At 58.1% G+C, this 19,854-nt stretch carries 19 protein-coding genes; 12 read left to right on the top strand and 7 right to left on the bottom strand.

The window, feature by feature from the left end:
- Nucleotides 1-420: 420 nt before the first annotated feature.
- The 4 genes from FHW75_RS04075 to FHW75_RS04060 form a co-directional block, all read right to left on the bottom strand.
- Nucleotides 421-1,500 carry a patatin-like phospholipase family protein gene (locus FHW75_RS04075; protein WP_183673167.1) on the bottom strand — a complete coding sequence of 360 codons (1,080 nt, stop codon included), beginning with the start codon at nt 1,498-1,500 and terminating at the stop codon, nt 421-423.
- A complete protein-coding gene (locus FHW75_RS04070) occupies nt 1,497-2,405 on the bottom strand; it encodes a diguanylate cyclase regulator RdcB family protein (RefSeq protein WP_183673165.1) in 909 nt (302 codons plus the stop codon). Before FHW75_RS04070 ends, FHW75_RS04075 begins: the two co-directional genes overlap by 4 nt.
- Nucleotides 2,402-4,822, bottom strand: a complete 2,421-nt coding sequence (locus FHW75_RS04065; protein WP_183673163.1) for a dynamin family protein — start codon at nt 4,820-4,822, stop codon at nt 2,402-2,404. Before FHW75_RS04065 ends, FHW75_RS04070 begins: the two co-directional genes overlap by 4 nt.
- Nucleotides 4,823-5,103: 281 nt before the next feature.
- On the bottom strand, nt 5,104-5,361 hold the full coding sequence (locus FHW75_RS04060; RefSeq protein ID WP_183673161.1) for a hypothetical protein: 258 nt from the start codon (nt 5,359-5,361) through the stop codon (nt 5,104-5,106).
- A gap of 119 nt (nt 5,362-5,480) precedes the next feature.
- Here FHW75_RS04060 and FHW75_RS04055 point away from each other — a divergent pair, with 119 nt between their 5' ends.
- A complete protein-coding gene (locus tag FHW75_RS04055) occupies nt 5,481-6,356 on the top strand; it encodes a WYL domain-containing protein (RefSeq protein ID WP_027614904.1) in 876 nt (291 codons plus the stop codon).
- Nucleotides 6,357-6,422: 66 nt separating this feature from the next.
- On the opposite strand, the gene FHW75_RS04050 is transcribed toward FHW75_RS04055, so the two are convergent.
- Nucleotides 6,423-8,816 carry a TonB-dependent siderophore receptor gene (locus tag FHW75_RS04050; RefSeq protein WP_183673159.1) on the bottom strand — a complete coding sequence of 798 codons (2,394 nt, stop codon included), beginning with the start codon at nt 8,814-8,816 and terminating at the stop codon, nt 6,423-6,425.
- Nucleotides 8,817-9,022: 206 nt separating this feature from the next.
- Between FHW75_RS04050 and FHW75_RS04045 the strand changes: the two genes are divergently transcribed.
- The 10 genes from FHW75_RS04045 (at nt 9,023) to FHW75_RS04000 (ending at nt 17,916) form a co-directional block, all read left to right on the top strand.
- Entirely contained in the window at nt 9,023-9,793 is a 771-nt protein-coding gene (locus tag FHW75_RS04045) for a nuclease-related domain-containing protein (protein ID WP_028614213.1), read from the top strand.
- Nucleotides 9,794-10,029: 236 nt separating this feature from the next.
- Nucleotides 10,030-10,548 (top strand): type IV secretion protein IcmW, encoded by a 519-nt coding sequence (locus FHW75_RS04040; protein WP_183673157.1) that lies wholly within the window; start codon nt 10,030-10,032, stop codon nt 10,546-10,548.
- Complete coding sequence (locus tag FHW75_RS04035) at nt 10,541-11,386, top strand: hypothetical protein (protein ID WP_183673155.1); 846 nt, start codon at nt 10,541-10,543, stop codon at nt 11,384-11,386. Before FHW75_RS04040 ends, FHW75_RS04035 begins: the two co-directional genes overlap by 8 nt.
- Before the next feature lie 12 nt (nt 11,387-11,398).
- Nucleotides 11,399-12,154 (top strand): hypothetical protein, encoded by a 756-nt coding sequence (locus tag FHW75_RS04030; protein ID WP_019097441.1) that lies wholly within the window; start codon nt 11,399-11,401, stop codon nt 12,152-12,154.
- Nucleotide 12,155: 1 nt separating this feature from the next.
- Nucleotides 12,156-13,292 carry a hypothetical protein gene (locus FHW75_RS04025; RefSeq protein WP_025754281.1) on the top strand — a complete coding sequence of 379 codons (1,137 nt, stop codon included), beginning with the start codon at nt 12,156-12,158 and terminating at the stop codon, nt 13,290-13,292.
- A gap of 7 nt (nt 13,293-13,299) precedes the next feature.
- Nucleotides 13,300-14,469, top strand: coding sequence for a hypothetical protein (locus FHW75_RS04020; RefSeq protein ID WP_019097443.1), 1,170 nt, complete (start codon nt 13,300-13,302; stop codon nt 14,467-14,469).
- 55 nt (nt 14,470-14,524) lie between these two features.
- Nucleotides 14,525-15,616, top strand: a complete 1,092-nt coding sequence (locus FHW75_RS04015) for a M23 family metallopeptidase (RefSeq protein WP_232062873.1) — start codon at nt 14,525-14,527, stop codon at nt 15,614-15,616.
- Between the two features lie 144 nt (nt 15,617-15,760).
- Nucleotides 15,761-16,963, top strand: a complete 1,203-nt coding sequence (locus FHW75_RS04010; RefSeq protein ID WP_183673153.1) for a hypothetical protein — start codon at nt 15,761-15,763, stop codon at nt 16,961-16,963.
- Between the two features lie 78 nt (nt 16,964-17,041).
- Nucleotides 17,042-17,467, top strand: coding sequence for a hypothetical protein (locus FHW75_RS04005; RefSeq protein ID WP_019097447.1), 426 nt, complete (start codon nt 17,042-17,044; stop codon nt 17,465-17,467).
- A 14-nt stretch (nt 17,468-17,481) separates the two neighbouring features.
- Nucleotides 17,482-17,916: a hypothetical protein gene (locus tag FHW75_RS04000; RefSeq protein ID WP_019097448.1), complete on the top strand. Its 435-nt coding sequence runs from the start codon at nt 17,482-17,484 to the stop codon at nt 17,914-17,916.
- A gap of 41 nt (nt 17,917-17,957) precedes the next feature.
- Here the strand turns inward: FHW75_RS04000 and FHW75_RS03995 are convergent, their stop codons facing one another.
- Both FHW75_RS03995 and FHW75_RS03990 read right to left on the bottom strand, forming a co-directional pair.
- Complete coding sequence (locus FHW75_RS03995; RefSeq protein WP_161990164.1) at nt 17,958-18,710, bottom strand: hypothetical protein; 753 nt, start codon at nt 18,708-18,710, stop codon at nt 17,958-17,960.
- Nucleotides 18,711-18,779: 69 nt separating this feature from the next.
- Entirely contained in the window at nt 18,780-19,391 is a 612-nt protein-coding gene (locus FHW75_RS03990) for a hypothetical protein (protein ID WP_019097450.1), read from the bottom strand.
- 114 nt (nt 19,392-19,505) lie between these two features.
- On the opposite strand from FHW75_RS03990, the gene FHW75_RS03985 reads away from it, so the two are divergent.
- Nucleotides 19,506-19,853, top strand: coding sequence for a hypothetical protein (locus FHW75_RS03985; protein ID WP_019097451.1), 348 nt, complete (start codon nt 19,506-19,508; stop codon nt 19,851-19,853).
- Nucleotide 19,854: the final 1 nt, after the last annotated feature.

The following is a 19,854-nucleotide window of genomic DNA, read 5'->3' as shown; positions in this document are numbered from 1 at the left end:
TTCTGAAACACCACACTAGGAGCCCCTGACCTGCGAGCCCAGGGGCAACAATCAGCAGCGCGTCCATTTGCTTGATAGATTCGGCCCCGATTCGTTTTTGGGGGCGGTTCTCAAAACGCACCGTCCATCGGAATCCAGACCACGCAGCGTTCCAACTGGTATTCCACGCAAGTTGACCAATCAATTACTAATTAGACAAAACAGTTAGGTACCCACTCGTTTCAGATTACCCCGGCTCGAAAGCATCACTGTAGTTACGCTACCGAACCCGCAACAACCATCCACTCGCCCCCCCAAAAGGTATCCACTCAAATCAAGTGGATACCATATTTTCGGCGAAGTGCTCGAGAAGGAGAGCCCACACGCGGATACCTTTGATCAGCGAGAGACTGGACAAATGACCAGCCCCCCCCGCGACACTCACTTCAACCGCGACATCGCGTCTGCTAATACCTGATCAGTTCGTTTGGACTCACGTTCAATGCTAACCAGCGCCGCTTCCGAAGTGCGTAACTCATTGCGCGCCTTTTGTGCATTCAGCACGCGGCCGACACACTGGAGCGTGTCCTGATAGCCCTGCTCGATCCACGATGGAATTTTCTCGCTATCAAAACCTAGCAAGTCGCGAGTCCCCGCCAAAGGCCCAGTCGCACGCGCCAAACTCTTGCTCGGGCGAATCTCCAAAATGGTCGCATCAGGGAATCGCTGCCTGCTCCAAGCTGACCCATCACTCAGATGTGTGACGATGACCAGGTTGCAACCAGCTTCCAACAAGGGAGTAATCGGCGTATTACCTTGCATGGTTTGCCAGCCACCCTGCCCTCCGTCTGACCAGCTTCGCCCTTCATGACGACGTGATTTGAAAAGCAACGGTAACGCCGCGGAGGCCAGCAAAATGCGTTTCTGTTCCGCTTCATCAGCAATCGACTGAACATGGAAAAACTCTGAATGTGGTGTGTCACCAAAACCAAGTTCAGCACAGACAGCACGCGCTATATCCTCGACCCCTCCTTGGCTCTCGTACAGAGAAACATACAGTGGCAGACCACGTTCCAGATCTTTACTGACCAAGAACTCATCCATCAATTGCTGCAACGGCTTGTCGTCTAGAAAGCCGTCTTCCCAACCATCCAGCCACTCGGGAAATTCGACATCAAAGCGCTGGGCTAACTGCTTGGCACCATGTGCTGCAGCAAGAATGGCTGGCGCGCCGTTCATGCGTAATCCTGCAGCCACCAGTAACGAGACATAGCCCGGCATTTTCACACTCAAAGGGGAGCTTTCACTCAAGCGCCCCCACAGTTGCTCCAGACGCTCAATGGCAACATCCAGCGAAGGCGCTGACGCGAGAACACCGCCGTTAAGTGCTCCGATACTGGCACCTGAAACTGCATCAATGCGAGTGCCTAGTTCACGCAAGGCTTTCAGCACACCCACTTGGTATGCACCTTTCGCCCCTCCACCGGACAGCACCAAACCCACTTTCAAGGGTGCGCTCATACTGAGGCCTCCAGAAACAACTCACTGACCAAGCCTTCAGTCATACGCCGTGCAGAACCCAGCAAAGGCACTTGGAGCGGCAGCTCTTCCGGTGACTGAGAAACTGCATAGGTCATTGGCGAATGCTCAGGGCGCGACCAATCTCCAAGATAAGCAAGCGTCTCTTCGCCCGCATTCCATGGTTCGTCAGGCGATGGCCTCGCCAGCCAGCGATCTCGGGTAGCGATACGCTCCCCTTGCCCCACCTGAGCGTCGTGGCTCATCTGTATGATTGCCCGGTTGGCCAGGTCCTCCATCATTTGCTGGCGCTCAGTACCCGAAATACTTACACAGTGGTCACCGAATGCCCCCCAGCGCAGCTCTTCCAGAGCGGCATAACAGCGGCCAGTCAGACTAAGACCAGCGAACCGGCCCGCCCCCCACTTGCCCATTACACTCTCAAGGTGTAGCTGGGCACGTTGCGTACAATCAATTTTCGCAACCTTTAGCTCCAAGGCACTGCACCGGTCACCCAAGAGTTGCGAAAGCCGCTCCAAGGCGTAGCGGGTATCAGCTGAATAGTTAGCGACCGCTGCCAAGTCCTGTTTCAGTCCGTTGACCCGCATCTGCACTTGATAGATCGCGCGATTACTCTTGGCCAACGATTGAGTCAAATCGACCAACCAATCCAGTGCCCCCTCGACGCTATCGGTGAGGCTTGCATTGATTTCTGCCTGGTTCTGAGCCGTTTTGCCAGTGAAGCCATCGTAAAGGCGGTCGAACATCCCGGTCCGCGTCGACATATGCCGCTGGCGCTCGCGCACCACATCGATACCGTTGGCAAAGTCCACCACAAACTTTTCCGGCAGGCAGGTAAACAAACGGCTCATTTCACCAATCAGCTCATCGTTTTGCGCTTCGCTCATGCTGCCACCCCTGCAGGGCTCACATCGCGCAGCAACTCTTCGCTATCGCGCTTGATAGGCATGACCTCGCGTTTGTAACTGGAGAGCAAGCTTGCCAATGCAATTTGCTCATCCTGGCTGCGCTCCTGATCGCGAATGCTCTGTTGCAAGTCGCTTCTAATGCTTTCAATGCTGCCTTTGAGTTGCTCGAAGAAAGTGTGAAGCCCCTCATTGAGCGGCTGAGCAATCGTGTCCGCAGCAGAGGCCTCCAAGTCTTTGAACAGCTGCTCGATCGATGCGTCGATGGCTTTGCGGACCTTGTTGATATCGACAGCGTAATAGCCCTGCTTGACTGTGTACTCTTCCCAACCCCAATCGGAGGTACCGAACCAGCTACAAATGGTGCCCCATGCCCCTTTACTGCGGCGGGAGCGCGTGACTTTACGGTGTTTGCTATCCACCGAATCACGCAGAATCTCGCCAGCGGTGTACTTGAGAGTCAGCGGTGCCGTGTCCGGGATTTTCACATCAATTGCAAAACCGCTGCGATTGAGACGCTCATTCAGGCCATTGATCAGCTTGTTGGCTTCGTCTTCGATATCTACTGCGAAAGTGATGCGGAAATCCTTGAGGATTTCGCCCATACGCCTGACCAGTTCAACTTCACCATCGCTAATGATGCTTTGCACACCGTCTTCGATTTTTTTCAGCAGTGCTTCAGCCTGAGATTGCTTATCGAAATTGATAACAGGGCTTTCTTCGTCATATTCGAAGTCGAAGCCGGTACGCGCGCGACGAGCCCGCTCCCCCCCCAACCAAGTGCTAAAAACGCCCTTGAGGAGCCCTGCCATGGTCGTCGTGGGCTGGTCTTGCATTCGAGCGACGGCTTGTTGCTGCTCTTGCCGCTTTCCCGCCTTGAACCCTTCGCCGACCTCATGCTTGATAGCCTCCGCCAATTCAGTGAAGGTCATGCTCATTTCGCACTTGATTTCCGCCAGCGCGTTCTGCGAAGACGCCTCGCTGTCCTGTTCCAGCCGATCGATCATTGCAATGTCATCGCGCAAAGAGCCAATCTGCTCCTGAAGCTCTTCCGCACTCTTGGCAAGTGCGGTATCACGCACTTCCAGGAAACGTGCCAAGCGGGTTGCCGTGTCAACCAGTTTGGAGGCAGCAGAAGACAATGCCATGACCGCAGCCTGCCGGTGGGCCTTGAAGATCACTTTTTCTAAAGGCTCGGCAAAATTCGATTTCTTCCAGAGGTGGCTGGCACCGCGCTGGACATGCTCGGTGTCTTGTAGTGCATCCTCCCAATCCATGCCCAGCACCAACTGGCCAAAGTCTTCAACCCAGGCATTTTTGGCTCCGTTGAGTTCAGGCAGTTTGCCGTGATTGACCACTTCCTGTTGGGCACGGCTGGCCAGGTATCCCCAGCGCGAAGACACTGGATAGACATCTGCCGCATTGAGCCTTCTATTCATCAGCGACTCGGCCACGAAGGTACGTGTTTGCTCAGCAGTGTCGCCGTTGCGATCCCTCTGGTCGAACTTGTTCACCAGTGCAAACAGTCGCCCTTCGGCAATATCGGCAATTTCATCCAGTTCCTTTCGCACTTGCTCATCGGCGTCAGACTTAAGCTGCGTAAAATCCATTACAGCCAGCACAGCGGAAGCCTTTTTCAGCTGTTCCTTGAGCATTTTACGAAGGTGCTGCTGGCCTGCTTCATTGGGGCCGGGGGTATCGAGCAATGCCAATTTGCCTTGGCCCGCTGCTTGGCCGAGATGAGAAAATTCGATACGGATGACAGGGTAATCGTCAATGCTGGAATAGCTGCCAAAGGGAAACTCTACTTCCAGATGCGCCGCAAGCCGTACCAGGTCGTTCAGGCTTTTGAGAAACCAAAAGATATTCTCCGAACCCTCATATGACACTTTGAAACTGCCTCGCTGATCAATCAGCTTCAGGAGATCAAGCATGTCGTCGGTACGCTCGAGATTCTGCAGCGCCGCGTCGCCTCGGTCAGATGAGACTACTTTGCCAAGCTGTGAAATAAGGTCATTGATCGGCTTGCAGTTTTGCAGCTCCAACACTGGCTCAATCTGGCCAGGCGTATGCTCAATCAAAGTCGGCAGCGCAGTCATTGGACGGTTTCGGTTAGGCAGGACTTCATGCCCAACGATGGCATTGATGGTGGTCGATTTACCGGCCTTCATGGTGCCTACCACAGCCAGGACCATCTTCAACTCGCCGACCTTGATCAGTTCGCCTTCAAGGTACCCAATCTCTTTGGCGACATTTGCCTTACTGAAGGTCTGATGCTCATCACCCTGATCGTCGGCCAGCACTCCCGCGCCTTCCTGCACATGGTGTAGCAAGCCCAACTCCAAGCTGAGAAGTCTGCGAGCCTCTTCACGTAGCAGATCAATCGATTGTTCCTGCATCAAAAATCTCCTTGCTCGAGGCGCCTATGGCCTCTTGTCATCCTTAGAACGTCTACCGCAGGCAAGCGGTCTATCATCGTCACACCAATAATATCAAAATGACAGCAACCTACTATGAACTCAACTCAACATGGCTATCGCGGTAAACCATGAGTGGCCAAACCGTCGGCCGCATCTTCCGAAACATGACTACGACCCAAATTTACATACCGTCAGTAACGACTACAGGTGACCGCTGTACAACGCCGTAAGCAGCATGCTTCTTGACCTACCGCAGCTGACTACTCCACAACCGGCACCACCCCCTGCAGCAACTCCACCTTGCGCCGCAACTGCGCCACATGCTCCCGCTCCGCCCGCACCGCCGCCCTCAGCTCACGGTTCTCCATCTCCCAAATCTGCAACCAGCGCAAATCCCGCTGGCAGTGCTCCACCTTCTTCCCAAGCTCACCCAGCCTCAACCCCTGCTGAATCAGCACCAACAGAATGATCCCCATCGCCACCAGGGCCCCCGTCGCAGCCACTTCCGGCATTGTCATGCTCATATCCTTTGCAGCCCCCGATGTATTCCGAAGACGAGCCAAAGATATGTAATGCAAAATTACACGTCCAGAATGTAGACTTATACAGGTAAAGTAATCGCGCACATGGAGAGGGTATGAAACGCAAGCAATCCATCGAGCAGGTACGCTGGGACCTGGCACTTCGCTATCGCCTGATCGAAACCGTTGCCTGGTGGGAAGGCCGGCTGACTACGGGCCACCTGATGCAGAGCTTTGGCATCAGCCGCCAGCAAGCGTCGAAGGACATCAATACCTACATCACCGAGCATGCGCCCGAAAACTTGACGTATGACAAGCAGATCAAGGGCTATGTACCTAGCGAACAGTTCGAGCCGCTGTTCATCGACAACAGCGCCAGCGCTTATCTGCACCTGCTGTACCAGAACAATGAACGCGCCCCGCACATCGACGGGTTGGCGCTGGCTTATGCGCATACTCGGGTGCTGGAAGTGCCTGATCGCCCCATTCGGCCCGAGGTGCTACGCCCCTTGCTCAAGGCCTGCCGCGAAGGCCGGCGGCTGGAAACCGAATACGTGTCCTTCAACACTCCCAACGTCGAGGTGCGCCTGATCGCCCCGCACACGCTGGTGTACACCGGCATGCGCTGGCATGTGCGGGCCTACTGCGAAAAGAACGGTCAGTATCGCGACTTCGTGCTCAGCCGCCTGCGTGGGCAGCCCGATTTGCTCGACGCATCGCCGAACACACGCGAGCAGGATGAAGACTGGAATGTCGAAGTGCCGATCATCTTCGAGCCTGATTGGCGCTTGAACGCGGCGCAGAAGGCAATCATCGAAACCGACTACGGCATGACGGATGGGCAACTGGTGGTGCCCAGCCGCAGGGCATTGGTGAAGTATGTGTTGCAGCGGTATCAGATCGATCACCGCAACATGGCGATACTGCCCGAGGCCCAGCAACTGGTGGTCAGCAACCTCCAGGCGCTGGACCCGTGGTTGATGAAGTACTAGCGCCCGGATGTCGGGAGCAGGGGCAATGCCCGCCACGCTGCGGGCGCTACAGCATTGCCCCTCGCCTTACCAGCTATAACTCAACTTGGCCGTAACCTCCCGCCCCGGGTTGTAATAGTTCGCCGTCCCCGACCCCACCACATGCTGTTCGTCAAACAGGTTGCTCACATTCAGTGCAAGGTCTGTCCCCTTGGCAATCTTGTAGTTCAGCGCCGCGTCGAACAGTGTGGTGCCGTCGCTTTTCTTGGTGTTGGCAGCATCCATGTAATAGCCACCTACGTACCGAGCCCCCAGACCAACGCTCACATCCGTGTTGGCAATGTCGTAGTAGCTCCACAGCGAAGCCGTATGCTTCGGCGCCACGGTGAATTCCTTGCCCTTGAGCGAAGTGCCGTCATACAGCGCACCGCGCAGCACCTCCGTTTCCATGTAGGAATAGGCACCGATCAGGCTGAGGTTTTGCGTGACTTGCGCCTTGGCTTCCAGGTCCAGGCCACGTGCACGTGACTCACCCACCGTCTGCTGCTCGATGATGCCGCTCGGCAGCACGACGGCGATGGTGACGTTTTCCTGGGTCAGGTCATAAACGGCAGCAGAGAACAACGCATCCATGCCCAGTGGCGAGTACTTCACGCCCACTTCGTACTGCCTGCCGGTCTGCGGCGTTACGCCAACCTGCGGAGGCGAAACCGACTCCACCATGCTCACGTAAGTGGAAACTTCATCGTTGACGATGTACGTCAGCGCGCCACGGTAGGAGGTTTCAGAGAAGTTGTCGCTTTGCTTGTTCACCCCGCCGACGTACTCCGTGCTGGACAGGTCCATGGAGTCATTACGCACACCCGCTGTTGCGATCAGGCGGTCGTAGAAGGACAGGTTCTGCTGCAGGAACACGGCCTTGGTGGTGGCGTCGTTTTTCTTGCGGGTATAGGGCGTAACACCGCCCGGCACGCCGGTGAATACCGGGTTGGCGATATCGATGGAGGGGGCCAGGCTGTAGACGGAGCTCTGTTTGGTGCTCGAGTCGAGGTATTCCACACCCACCAGGGTGCTGCTGTCGATGTGCTCGAACTGGGCATCGTATTGCAGCATCAGGTTACCGTTGAGCTGGTCGGCATCGCTGTCAGTACCGAATACATAGCGCGGTATGGTGGTACCCACCCGCGAAGCGCTGTCGCTCAGGTAGACATAGCCAAAGTCATCGCTCAACTCGCTGTAGCGCAGGTTACTGCGCAGCGTAAAGCCGTTGTCGAAGTCGTGGGTGATGTTGCCGCTGAGGCTGGTGCGCTCGACATCGTGGAAGTTGTAGCCGGGCTCGCCGTAGAAATCGCTGCGGTCGTATTCCTTGTCCAGTGGGTAGCCACCGCTGTTTGGCGAGCTGTTGGTCTTCAGGTAGTCGAGGATCACCGTGGCCGAGGTGAAGTCGGTAGGTGCCCAGGTCAGGCCACCCATCACGAAGCGGTTGTCGTCCTGCGAATGGTCGTACTCGCGGTCGCTGTTCTGCATCTTGGCAGTGAAGCGGCCGGCCAAAGTCTGTTCGTCGTTCAGGGCGTCACCCACATCGATGCCGGTCTCGGCATGGTCATAGGAGCCATAGGTCACGTAACCCTGGCCAAACTTTTCGAAGCGCGGCTGCTTGGTCACGAAGTTCAACGAGCCCCCCGGGTCTGCCGGGCCGAACAGGGTGGAGTTGGCGCCTCGCAGAATTTCGATGCGCTCGTATGCGTAAGGGTCTTCGCGCACACCCCGCATCGAGCTCAAGGTCAGGCCGTCACGGTACGTGGTGGCCTGAAAGCCGCGAATCTGGAAGTAGTCGTTGCGGTCGTCCGAGCCGTAGAAGTCGCTGACCACGCCAGGGGTGTATTGCAGCGCTTCTTCCGTGGTGCTGACACTGCGCTGCTGCATTTCCTTGCTGGTGACCACAGACACGGAGGCTGGCGTATTGAGGATGCTGGTCGCCACCTTGCCACCTACCCACAGTTCCTTGGCAACCACCGAGTTGATGTCGTCATCGGCACTGGCCTTGACCTTGGAGTTGATGATGATAGGCGCAAGGCGATAGTCCTCGGTCGCACCGAGCTCCAAAGGGCCGACAGGCTTTGGTTGCGGCACCACCAGGTAGGCAGCAGGGCCTTGCTGTTCAAGCTGCAACTCGGTCCCTTGCAGCAACGACGACAATGCCGACTGGGTATCCAGCGCGCCCTGCACCCCTTGGGTGTTGCGGTTGGCCACGTTATGCGCTTCAAAAGAAAGGCTGATCCCCGCCTCCCGCGCAAAGCGGTCGAGTGCCGGCGCCAGTGGGCCGGCAGGAATGTTCCACTGCTTGAGCAGGTTGCTGTGGTCAGCGCTCGAAGGCTGCGCCAACGACGGTAGCGCGTAAGTGCTGACAACCAGACCAAAGAGTGCGGCGTGCAGGGCACGATTCAATGGGGTGCGCTGTGAAACCGGGGAAAAACTCATTCTCTCGCTCCGTGTCGGGGGTCGGCTGACTGGCCTGTAATCCGGCCTTATCTACACAAGCCGAACGAGAATGAGAAATCACCTCATTAATTTTTAAAGGAGCGCCTTTGTAGCATCGCATACATCATTCGGGAACAAATCTCATCGTGCCACCCCATCGGATTCGGTAAAGTCCGCAGGCTCAAGGATCTCTGGAGCTTCAAAAAATGGACTTTAACGCAATCATTAGCCAGAACTGGGCAACCCTGAGCTGGTTCGTCCCACTCGTCATTCTTCTGTTAATCCTCAAAAGACCGGAAACCAAAGGCTACCTCGGCGAGTTGCTGGTGCGGTACTTCGCATGGCTGAAACTGGACGAACACACCTACCGCCGACTGCACAACATCACCTTGGACACACCGGACGGCACCACTCAGATCGACCATGTCTTCGTCTCGGTCTACGGCATCTTCGTGCTGGAGACGAAAAACATGGCGGGCTGGATTTTTGGCAGCGAGAATCAGGCACAGTGGACGCAGAAGCTGTACAAACGCACCTTCAAGTTCCAGAACCCGCTGCGACAGAACTACAAGCACCTCAAAGCACTGGAAGCGACACTAGGCATAAGTGCCGAGCACCTGCACTCGGTGATCACCTTTGTTGGCGATAGCACCTTCAAGACCGAAATGCCGCCGAATGTTACCCAGGGCAGCAAATTCATTCGCTACATGAAGTCGTTCCAGCAACCGGTCTTCAGCGAGGCCGAGGTTGATGCCATGCTGCAAGCACTGCAAACCGGACGTCGAGCCCCTACCCTTGCGACTCATCGCGAGCATGTGCAGAACCTAAAACGCCGTAGCGACCCGGACGCAGAACGGCAATGCCCAAAATGTGGCAATGCGCTGATTGTCAGGACCTTCAAATCAGGCGCAAAAGCTGGCCAGCAATTCTGGGGCTGTTCGGCATTCCCCAAATGCCGAACCATGCAGGGTTTCTGACCGTAACCCCCCTCACACTATTTCGTCGGCTCCTGATACTGGTAGCGCTTCGCAAGCTGCCGCTACATCCCCATGTGCTGGCGCCTCCCCACAATCACTCGAAAATAATGGCCAATTGCCCTCGGCTTTTCTTGCTTTCAGCCTGTCAAAAAGTTGATACGCCAACATTTTTGATAGAGAATAAGAAACAGGATGTATTTTAGCGTATTTCAGTATGCTTTAATCGAGTGCAGGGAATGGACGAATACACAACCTCCGACGCGGGCACACCGCCGATCGACCAGCTTGACCTCACGGCACATGGCGTTCTTGGGCATTTCGCCAAGTCGTCGCGCAATGCCCGGCTGGTGAGTTTCCTGATGACCATGGACCGCCTTGACCGGTGGGCAGTGGATTTCGATGAGGATGCCCCCGCTCAGCAGTTCGAAATCCAGTTACTGATGCAGGAGATCCAGGCCTTCGTCGAAGCGTACGCGCGCGCGCTGCACCAGGTTCCGCAGCATTTCGCCGAACTGCTGGCCCACCTCACCTCTTCGCGCTGCATGTACCTGGTCCGGTATGTCGCGCAACGCAACGAAGCATTCACTGGGGCGCTGGCGCCACTGCTGGCGGGCGATTTGTCGCAACCCGCAGCGCTCATGGCTTTTCGTCACCGGCTGGATGCCTTCAGCAAAGCTCACCTGCTCAGCGAGATTTTCTCCGGGGAGCGGCTGCGCGAGATATCACAGATCATGGAGAGTTACACAGATGTATAACGGACGGCTGAACCCTGTCGCTGTGGCGGTAGGCAAATCTGTGGGCAAACGCGCAGTCCTGGGTGGCGTGCTGGGGGCCTGGCTGATGCTGGCCGGCCCAGCGTTCGCCGCCACCAGCAGCCTGGGCGATACATCGAGCAGCCTGATTTCGCAGCAAGACTCCGTGGTAGCCGATGCGATCAAGGCCGATGCGCAGGACTGCGCCGATGGCACGAAGCAAGGGACGATTGGCGCCTCCATCAACGATGCGCTGAAGATTCATACCGAGCTGGCATCGGCAACACCGAATGTCGAGTCTCTGTTCAGCGCCACGGCAGATTGCTTCGGCGGCCTGAGCAGCCTGTTCGACCTGTCCGGCTCTATCCCGAGCCTGGGTAGCATCCTGGCTTCTGCACAGGCTGCTGTTCTGCAGTACGCACAGAAAAAGGTCTGTACGGCAATCCAGCAGGTTACGTCGATGGTCACCAGCCCGATCAACCAGGCCATTGGCAAGGTCAGCAGCGGCACTTCGCTGGGCGACCTGAATGGCCTGACCAACGGTTTGGTCAGCAAGGGCATGACCTCCCTCGACCCGAACCTGGGCAGCAGCTATCACAACGCAGCTGCCGGTTACGAGGCTACCTACACAGTGGATGTAAACCCGTTCAACTATGTACAGACCGACTTCGGCGGTGGAGCCAGCACTGGCGGTGGTACAGCTACAAGCAACGCAGCGACAACCAATACCGTAGCGCCTGCAGCCAGCACCTCGTCCGGCACCTCCTCAAGCAGCACCAGTAGCGCGCCTTCCAGTTCGAGCAGCGGGTCCTCCAGCTCGGCTGCCGGCCTGTTCAACTAAGAGGGGCAGGCAATGAAGAAAGTCGCGGCTGTTCTGGCCGTTGGTCTTGGCCTTGGCGCTACGGCACTGCCTGCACAGGCACTGTCCTGGGCTTCGGTGCTGACGTTCATCAGCACCATGCAGACCGAGATGAGTGCCTGGTCGGTAACGGTCAAGCAAACTTCGCTGTCGGCCAACGTTGTATCGCAGGTGGACAGCGATTCGAAGAAACAGCTGGCCAACGCGGTAGGGGCCATCGACATGTCCGACCGGGTCATGAAGGCTGCAACCACGTTCGACTCCGCAGTCGGGCAGCCGGTCAGCATCAAGTGCACAGCCCAGGAGCAAGGCAAGCTGTTCGTCGAAGCTGTCTCACAGCGTGACAAGGATACCGCGCGGCTGATGGCCACCTACGCTTCCCAGCGTGTCGGTTCCAAGGCCGCTGCGGACCAAGCAACCCTGGCCATGCACCGCGATACCTATTGCACCGTGTCCGAGGCCAGGCAGGGTATGTGCTCACTCAATGCCAACGGCATGCAGGGGTGGGACACCGATTACGCCGGCCCCTTCAGCGAGAAAACCCTCGCCCCTGAAGGCGAGGCTGCAGCGTATGCCTACACCGCGATGATCACCGATCAACGTGCAGAAGCGCACATCGACTGCACCTCGGTGGCGTGCAATGCAGCCCAGTCGCAACAGCTTGCCGATTCGGCGATGAGTGCGATGGCGGCCAATTCTCTTGTAGGGCAAGTGACGGACCGTCGCGTGCCAATGCTCACAGGGCAGTGATATGAATTTTCGGCTCAAACTGGCCAGCATTGTCGTAGGGTCGACGATGCTTTCGAGTGTTTCCTACGGCGCCCTGTACGGTTTCGGCCCGGCAGAAGCCTGGACGATTGCGCAGATAGAGCTCCTGACTGGCACGGTCTCTGCCAACATTGGTGCTTTTGGCACGAGCTTCGGCAGTCAGATGACGTACAAGTTCGAGCAAATCATTTCGGCAGTGGCCATTGCCACCAAGCAAGAGGCGCTGTCTGCGAACGTGGTTGCAGACAACAACCGGCAAACCTCCGAGCAGTTGGTCAACGCTGTCCGCGCCCAGCAACAGAACTCAGCCGTTGCTCAAGCCTACCTCGACTTCAACGCCGCGACCGGCCAGGGCTTCGACCCTTGCGGAACTGTGGCGAAAAACAAGTCGATGGACATTGCCTTCAGCACCATGGCGGCCAAGGCCAAGGCATCGGTGGGTGAACTGGATGCGTCCCCGGGGCGCCTGGTCAGCTCGACGGGCCAGGCCATGCAGCAACGCCTCAAACAGCATCGCGACAAGTTCTGTACCGAGGCGGAGGCAAACGCCGGTCTGTGCTCACTCAGTACGTTGCCCGGCGGGGACACGAACGCTGCCTTGCTGTTCGAACCTGCGGAAGAAAACTCGCTGACCACCGAAGCACGCACGGCCTATATCCAGCATGTCATCGGCCCGCCCGACCAGGCACTGACCAAGGACGCCGGCGCGACACCGGCCGGTGAAACCTACATGATGCAGAAAAACCGCAAGGACTCGATGCTGTCGATACCAGCCTACAGCCTGTCGATGATCAATGCCGCCAACACCCGTAGCAAGGCATTCGGCGACAAATCGCCCAATGAGGTGCTCAAGCTGCGTGTAAACCAGTACTTCGGCGGCAAGGAAGCGGAGCAGTGGTCGGGCAACCTGGCGCGCCAGACCCAGCGTGGGCTTTTGATGGAGGCCGCCAAGATGGGTGGGCTCGAGGTCTGGATTCATCAGCAGCAGTACGAGCAGAACCAGCGCCTACTGGCCAACCTGGCAACATTGGTAGTTGCCTCTTCCGATAGCCTCGACGCCACGCTGGAAGCGCGGTACCAGAAGGTATTGTCTGAAACCGCTGCACGGTCGGTGAAGTGAGGTCGCCATGAAAAAGGAATTCGACGAAACGCGCGAGGCGCGCAAATGGAAGGTGTCGTTCGGCGCTTCACTGGCCCTCACCTCCACACTCGCCTGGGCCTATTGCCCTCCTCAGTACCAGGAAAACACCGTGGCTCCGGCGTTCACGGCTGCCACCCAGGCGCTTAACGGCGCAGTGTCCGCGGTCGATGCATCCCTCTCGGCCCTGCTCGAAACCGAAAGCCAGCGCCTGACCTCCGCCATTGCAGTCATGACCAAGCAGAAGGCACTGGCAGCCAACACCGTCGCCGAGGCCGGGCGCAATGCGGCCCAGCAGACAGCCACCGGCCTCAAGATACTGGCCCAGACGCAACGGGTGAAGCAGGCGCGGTTCGACTATGGCGGCGAATTTGGCCAAGGCTTCTCGCCCTGCAAAGTCTTCTCGACCCGAACACTGATCAGCAACCGCGATGCCGACATGGGCACCGAGGTTCGCCAACGGGTCAAGGCAGAGATCGTGGCCGCCCCCGGGACCTACGCCGAACCGATCAGCGCCCAGACAGCGCTGATAGAGGCGCGCAAGCCATTTTGCACCCAGGACCAGGCAGATTCGGGCCTGTGCAAATCGGTGGGTACGATGCCGGGCGCCGACCTGACCGTGGCCACCTTGTTCGAGCCTGCCATGGAAAATGAAACCCTGTATCAGGCCAAGGTCGGGTTCGTGAACAACGTTGCCGGCCTGCCTGACGGCCCGGTGCCGACATCGGCGGGCCAATCGTCCGCCGCCGAGGACTACGCCCTTTCCAAGGCCCGGAAGGACGCGCTGATTTCACCTGCACTTTCCAGCCTCAAGGCAATCCAGCTCGACTACTCGGGCGTTGAAGGCAAGGAAACAGGCACCGACCTGCCCTTGGCGGTGCATTTCCGTAACGAAGTGAAGCGCTACTCCGGCAACACGGCCGAGTACGACAGCTGGGCACGGGTGATGGCCGCACAGAACGAGCGCGGCGCATTGGTCGAGCTGCTGAAGATCAAGGCACTGGACCTGGCCATCCAGGAAAAACAGTACCGCCAGTACGAAAGCATGGAGGCCCAGCTGGCATCGCTGGTGTCGATGAACGTCAGCACGGCTGGCGGACAGACCAGCAAAGCATCGACAGATGCGGCCAGGCAAAACATGCAGCAAAGCGTGAAGTGACGGAGCACCAGGGATGAGAAAAACGATCTTGCGTGGCGTTGTGACCTTGGGGCTGATGGCCGGCGCTCACATTGCTGTTGCAGATACCTGCATGGTATCGCCGACCGACAAGGAAATTGTTTCTGGCCGTTTCGGCAAGTTTCGGGGCGGCGGCGCCGGCAACTTTGGCTCGGCCAACAAGAAAGCGCATATGCACGATGGCCTGGACTTCTCCACCAGCGGGGCTTCGCAGCCGGTGTACGCCACTACCGAAGGTGAAATCACTTTCGCCGGGTTGCGTGGGTCTGCAGGTAACGCCGTACTGATCAAGCGGGACAATGGCGATATCGTCGCCTACTACCACCTCAGCGGCTTTGCCAATGGGGTCAAACGCGGGGCCAAGGTAAAACCCGGCCAACAGTTGGGTCTTTCGGGCAACACCCCCAGCAGCTCGATGACCAAGCACTTGCACTTCACCTACGGCACATCCAGCAAGGACACAGCACGGGCCAAGGCGTTTTCCGAAAACGCACAACGCGGCCCCTTCAACCCAGCCCAGCTACCGCCGGTGTTCAACCGCCAGGACGGGATTGGCTGGAAGACTGACCCGGCCCCCTATTTCTGCCAAACTTACGCCATTCAGGACGGTCACCCGGAGCACTACCCTATTCTGGGCAAGGACACCAAGGCGCAGCACGAAAAACTTTTCGGCAATGTACCTTCTGGCGGCGTTGCGCCAGACTCCACCGCCGAGCCCGTGCAAGTGGCAGCGGCAAACGCCGATGCAGCGCTGGCAGAAGCAGATGGAAAAACACCTGCGATGTACTTGTCCGACTCCGATGGCTATGGTGCCTTGCCGACAGCCCCCATCGGTGGTTACGACGCCATGTCGGTTTCGGAAATGATAATGACCGAAGCCACCCGACGGTTCAGCGATGCCGAGTGGAACAACAGCATCACGCATGTTTCCAGCCGCGCCCTGTGGGTGGACTACAACCGGGCGACAGGTGTCAGCAATTACTTGGCGGAAGCGATTTATCGCAAGAAGGAAAAAGTTGAAGCATTACTTGCCGTTTACGCGTCGCAGAAATTGGCAGGTCAAAGGGCACAGACCGATTGGGCGCATGACCGCGCCCAGCAAGGAGCTGTGTCCAGATCCATTGAATAACGCGGCGCCCACGAAAGGTAAACACAGATGGAACCCAAAGACCTCAATAAGCCTGATCAAGCCGTCGCTGATTCTGCTGCCGGGCAAACAGCCCAGCCAGGGCGGAGTTATGCAGGCATTTTGGTCCATCATGGCGCAGCACCCTTGAACAAAGACGGTGTCAGCGAAAACGTTTACAGCATCACCCTGAAAACCGCTGAAGGTAACCTGACCTTCCAGGACCCTGCGCTTGAGCGGGCCATGAGTAGCACGCCCGCGCAATTGGGCGCCCCCCTGCGCCTGGATCACAGGCAAGGAACCTGGAACGTGCAAACGATCGATGCTGCAGCCCTGAAGGCATTCAACGCCGAGGCGGGCAAACAGCAAACGCCGGGGACTGCACAATCACCCGTCAACACCGCTTCACAAGCTGCTGCTGAAATTGATCCAGGCGCGCTCGATGCGCTGATGAAGGTAGTAGGCGAGATGAAGGCCAAAGGTGCTTCACTCGACCCCGAGGAAGTGCGGCGCATCAATGAGTCGCTCAATGAGCACAAGGATGTTGCAAGCGCGAAAGAGGCCCAACAGCCACAGCACCAGCCAAACGGCACAGAGTCCCTGCTGCGTGGCAGCGCCGAACTTGTGAGTGGCGTAGCCTCGCTGACCGGGGCCGCCCTGCAAGGGATCGGCAAGGGTGCAGGCGCCCTCGCCGATGCCTTGCAGGGGGGGGCGAAAACCCAGGATGCCAACACCGCACCGGCGCCAGCGGTTGCCGACGAATTGACTGGTCGTGTGCAGGTCCTTCCTCGCCTGTCCGAATACCGGGTGGACCAGGTCGAAAAAGCCGCCAGCAACTACGAAAAGGCCCACACGGCTTTCTGGAATGCCCAAAACATGCCGCAGGTTCGTGAGCAGATCGAAGCACGTGCCGAGCAAGCCGGCCTGACCGTGCCCGAAGTGATCGAGAAGATGAAGCCTGACGGTGAATTCACCGACTTGCACGAGGCATTTGTGGACGCCGTCGGGCAGTCACCTGACGCCCAAGACCAGAAAAAAGCCATGGACAAGGCCCTCACCGGCTGGACCCGGCAATACGGGCGTGCGCAGGAAGAGTTGCTGAACCCCGAAACCGAAGGCAATCCGCATTACGACAAGCTCAAGCATCGTCTCGAGACGTCCAGTGACAGCATCCATCGCAATGCGGCGGACACACCTGCATTCGAAGGGGAAACACAATCGCATCTGGAGCGACTGCAAGAGTCCATGCAGCGCATCTTCGAGCGACTGAAAGAAATGGTGAAAGGGATCGTCAACCTGGTACGCAACAGGCCCGGTGGTGGTTCGCAGGACAACGACATGGCGCCATGAGGCCCGCATGCTGCCAGGCCAGTCGATGCCGAAATGAGCCATGAAGGCAAACGCATTCATCCAAGCAAGGAGAACGGAATGACCGAGTACAGCAGCTGGAAAGAAATCACCGCCACACCGGAGGCCCACCTGGACTTCCTGCGGGTAGTCGATGCCAAGCTGGACGAAGGCCTGGGCGGTAAAAACCTGTATGAAAAGCTGGCGAAGGAGATCACCGTGGACGGCAAGCCCTTCAGCCAGGCCTTCCACCTGAACAACCTGGAAAACCACTCGACCAACTGGGATACCGACGAGACCCCGGACCCGGTGAAGCTTGAAATCGTCCAGCTGACCTCGAAAATCAAGGATGCCGACCCAGGGTACGACCTGGCTCACTTCACCGTCGGCTACGAGTACATGATCAGCGAAATGAAAGAACGCGGCGTGGAAGTGAATGCCGGCCTGGACCACAGCGACCCGGCCCCCTCGCACCGTAGTGGTTCGGACTACGAACCTGGCATGTGACCCTGGAGGCGCCCGTGAAAGCGATCCTGCCACTGGTGTTGGCGTTCAGTGCATCGGCCCTGGCAAGTACTGCTCAAACTCAGGCCCCTCCCGCAGGGGCTGAAGAGCAATGGCAAGAGCTACCGCGCAACACCACTATCTATGTGCCCGTGCCGAAGCAGGTGACGCCGGTCTCTGCCTACCGTTCGTGTGCCAATCGCTATGAAGGTGAAAGCTGTGATTTTTCCACGCCGCAGCAGGGCGTGATCGAAGGCACGTGCCAGGCGCCCGAGGTACGCCAACCGCCTGCCTACGGGTATCAGGTGCAGCAGTATCCGGCGCAGGTGCGCACTGCCTTGGTCTGCGCACCTGTCGACGCCCCAGGTAGCCCAGACGCGCCAGCCAACCCTGGCCACGAGTCGCCCTACCCGCCTCCAGCAACCCCACCCGCGGATCAACCGCTCCCATAGCCTGGCAAGGCCCTCGATAAGTGCTGGCCCTGCCCGAGGGCCTAAAGCATTGGATCGGAGCCCTCAGCGTCCTGCCCTGGGGCGACGGACTGCTGCATCCTCAAAATGAATTGCTGGGTTTCGGGCAACAGCTTCTGGAACACCTCGTCCAGTTCCGGGGCAACCTGGATATCCCCGCCTCGTAACCCATGGGCAACCTGGTTCTGGTAACGCTCAACAAAACGCTGCCGGATGTGCAGTGCCTCAGGGGTATCGTCGGCGACGAGCTCCTCGAGCAGCCCTTGCACCGCCTGCATGAACACCAAGCTGCGCTTGTACTGCTGGTCTCGCAACCTGGACTGCTCGAGCGCTGCTGCATAATGCTCATCCATTACCTCAACCCTTGCCTGCAACAAGTCATTGGTGCTTTGCAACGCCCCGAGCGCTTCCGACATTCCAGTCCCCTGCCCGCTCGCGGCGTGCTTGCCTGCCTTGGCGACCTGGGAGAGCTGCTGGTACATCAGGTCGATCATTGTCTCCTGGCGCTCGACAACGGCCCTTAGCTGCACTGCCTCCTCGAAATACTGCCGGACGTAGCCCCTCAGCGGCTCCAGTTTTTCATTGGCACACGCCGCACCGGCGTCCCACCCTTGCGAATAGCCGTGGGAATGCCCTTCATCGAAACCCTCCTTGCGCCCTTCCTGACGCCCCTGGCTCCGCCCGACATGCAGGTTGGAGATCGCATGGTCAAGCGACCCGGTATAACCGCCGTCCAGGCCGCCACCGCGCCTGCCCGCACCCCAGTTGTGATCCATTTGCTACCTCCTTCGATCCGCATGTCGTCATGCATGCCCACCGGCAAAGCCTGGTACAGGGCAGTGCGGTTACCTGGTTGTTCTGATTTCGGCCCCGGCAGCCTGCTGGGCATCTGCCTGGGGCAGGGCGAATTCAGTCAGCCTGTGAAGGGCAACCGCAACCCAATCCCCGCCAAAGCGCTCATCTTCCAACACCGATTTGAGGGCAAGGATTGGAACGCAGTGCCTGCCGTCACCTTGGACATAAAATGCAGCCAGCCATTCCGGCAGCAGGTGTTTCACCTCGTCATGGGTTTCTACAGTGAACATCAACGCAAGCATTCCGGGCATGGCCTTGACCTCTCGACTAGGCAGTGCGTCGGCCAGCCAGAACGCCACCTCACTCAACTGATGGGCCTGGACTGGCAGCAATGCCACCACCTTGCCTTCCTCACTGTCCACCACGATACCTGGCTCCAGCATGAGCGTTGCGGCGTCGAAGGTTAGCCTACCTTGGCGAAGCGGGAGCGACTTCAGAAAATGCCCCAGCAGTGTGTACATCTCGAACGCTGCCGGAATGTCTTTCTGAATGGCAGGCACACTCTTGGCCATTACCCCGACGAAACCACCGCCCGATTGCTCGAAGACATCGCCACTGATGGCCTGCGCCACAAAAGCTTCAAGTTCGTACAGCGAATACATGCTCAAACTCCCTCACACCGTCTGGACTAGACTGAACTTCAACCTGCCGACAGGTCCAACTTTCCGTTGTTTGTTTTTTGTATGTGTGCAGCCCAGACCTCATAGGAAGTACTCATGACCCATCCGTTTCACTGTGCATTTCACCCAGCGCCCGGCAATGTCGGTGGCGTGCTGAACATTGGTCCCGCCTCGGTCAGCATCGACCTCGAAAACCTGCGCCTGTTCGCCAACGTGGTCGCGCAGATCGAAAAACGGCGGGCAGCCGGCCCGGCGCGATCAGAGATTCTGGGTGAATGGACGGGCAGTGAAAGCATTGACTGGGCCCATATCGGCTTTCATTCCTGCCGCGAAAGCTACAGCCTGCGTTACAACGGCGTAGCCTGGGAGGCACCTGCAGACGCTACCATTGCCGCTGCCGCCGAGGCGCGACTGTTCCTCGACGACATGCGCTTGCAGGCCTGAC

The sequence above is a fragment of the Pseudomonas sp. OG7 genome (assembly GCF_014192825.1).
Taxonomy (GTDB): domain Bacteria; phylum Pseudomonadota; class Gammaproteobacteria; order Pseudomonadales; family Pseudomonadaceae; genus Aquipseudomonas; species Aquipseudomonas monteilii.
The sequence above is the reverse complement of the archived record's forward strand: the minus strand, read 5'-3'. Positions and strand labels throughout refer to the sequence as shown.

What these genes read in the sequence shown, in the direction of transcription:
- FHW75_RS04030 (WP_019097441.1), top strand. Translation starts at nt 11,399, where the DNA reads ATGAAGAAAGTCGCGGCTGTTCTGGCCGTTGGTCTTGGCCTTGGCGCT.
- FHW75_RS03995 (WP_161990164.1), bottom strand. Translation starts at nt 18,710, where the DNA reads ATGGATCACAACTGGGGTGCGGGCAGGCGCGGTGGCGGCCTGGACGGC.
- FHW75_RS04045 (WP_028614213.1), top strand. Translation starts at nt 9,023, where the DNA reads ATGGACTTTAACGCAATCATTAGCCAGAACTGGGCAACCCTGAGCTGG.
- FHW75_RS04020 (WP_019097443.1), top strand. Translation starts at nt 13,300, where the DNA reads ATGAAAAAGGAATTCGACGAAACGCGCGAGGCGCGCAAATGGAAGGTG.
- FHW75_RS04005 (WP_019097447.1), top strand. Translation starts at nt 17,042, where the DNA reads ATGACCGAGTACAGCAGCTGGAAAGAAATCACCGCCACACCGGAGGCC.
- FHW75_RS04040 (WP_183673157.1), top strand. Translation starts at nt 10,030, where the DNA reads ATGGACGAATACACAACCTCCGACGCGGGCACACCGCCGATCGACCAG.
- FHW75_RS03990 (WP_019097450.1), bottom strand. Translation starts at nt 19,391, where the DNA reads ATGTATTCGCTGTACGAACTTGAAGCTTTTGTGGCGCAGGCCATCAGT.
- FHW75_RS04025 (WP_025754281.1), top strand. Translation starts at nt 12,156, where the DNA reads ATGAATTTTCGGCTCAAACTGGCCAGCATTGTCGTAGGGTCGACGATG.
- FHW75_RS04070 (WP_183673165.1), bottom strand. Translation starts at nt 2,405, where the DNA reads ATGAGCGAAGCGCAAAACGATGAGCTGATTGGTGAAATGAGCCGTTTG.
- FHW75_RS04035 (WP_183673155.1), top strand. Translation starts at nt 10,541, where the DNA reads ATGTATAACGGACGGCTGAACCCTGTCGCTGTGGCGGTAGGCAAATCT.
- FHW75_RS04015 (WP_232062873.1), top strand. Translation starts at nt 14,525, where the DNA reads ATGGCCGGCGCTCACATTGCTGTTGCAGATACCTGCATGGTATCGCCG.
- FHW75_RS04065 (WP_183673163.1), bottom strand. Translation starts at nt 4,822, where the DNA reads ATGCAGGAACAATCGATTGATCTGCTACGTGAAGAGGCTCGCAGACTT.
- FHW75_RS03985 (WP_019097451.1), top strand. Translation starts at nt 19,506, where the DNA reads ATGACCCATCCGTTTCACTGTGCATTTCACCCAGCGCCCGGCAATGTC.
- FHW75_RS04050 (WP_183673159.1), bottom strand. Translation starts at nt 8,816, where the DNA reads ATGAGTTTTTCCCCGGTTTCACAGCGCACCCCATTGAATCGTGCCCTG.
- FHW75_RS04075 (WP_183673167.1), bottom strand. Translation starts at nt 1,500, where the DNA reads ATGAGCGCACCCTTGAAAGTGGGTTTGGTGCTGTCCGGTGGAGGGGCG.
- FHW75_RS04060 (WP_183673161.1), bottom strand. Translation starts at nt 5,361, where the DNA reads ATGACAATGCCGGAAGTGGCTGCGACGGGGGCCCTGGTGGCGATGGGG.
- FHW75_RS04055 (WP_027614904.1), top strand. Translation starts at nt 5,481, where the DNA reads ATGAAACGCAAGCAATCCATCGAGCAGGTACGCTGGGACCTGGCACTT.